1 pseudogene is annotated in these 466 nt (G+C 45.7%); it reads right to left on the reverse strand.

Going from position 1 to position 466, the window contains the following annotated elements:
- A pseudogene (locus ACGFT1_RS35755) lies at window positions 1-419 on the reverse strand (tryptophan--tRNA ligase); the annotation flags it as partial.
- Window positions 420-466 lie beyond the last annotated feature (47 nt).

Raw genomic sequence — 466 nt, forward strand, 5'->3', positions numbered from 1 at the left:
GTACAGCAGAATATCCGCTGCCATTAATGTAGGGTAGGTAAGCAGTCCGACGTTGATGCCGTCCTTTGAGCTCTGCTTCTGCGCCTTATCTTTATACTGTGTCATGCGTTCAAGCTCACCGATGTAGCTCAAACTCTGCAGCATCCAGCTCGCTTTTGCATGTGCCGGACTTCACTCTGGATGAATAAAGTGATCTTCTCCGGATCAAGTCCGGACGCGAGATAGATTGCCGCCAATGTTTTCGTGTTGTCCCGGAGTTTCAATCTGTCCTGGGGCACTGTGATTGCATGCTGGTCGACGATGCAGAAATAAGAGTCATACTGGTCCTGTAGTTCAGTAAATTGTTTATATGCGCCCAGGTAGTTTCCGATTGTCGGAATACCGCTTGGCTGTACACCTGAAAATAATGTCTTCATCATAGTTACCTTCCTTTTTGACTGTCGATTTTAGTCTTAATAATATAATG

The sequence above is a fragment of the Streptomyces sp. Y20 genome (genome assembly GCF_043195475.1).
GTDB lineage: Bacteria > Actinomycetota > Actinomycetes > Streptomycetales > Streptomycetaceae > Streptomyces.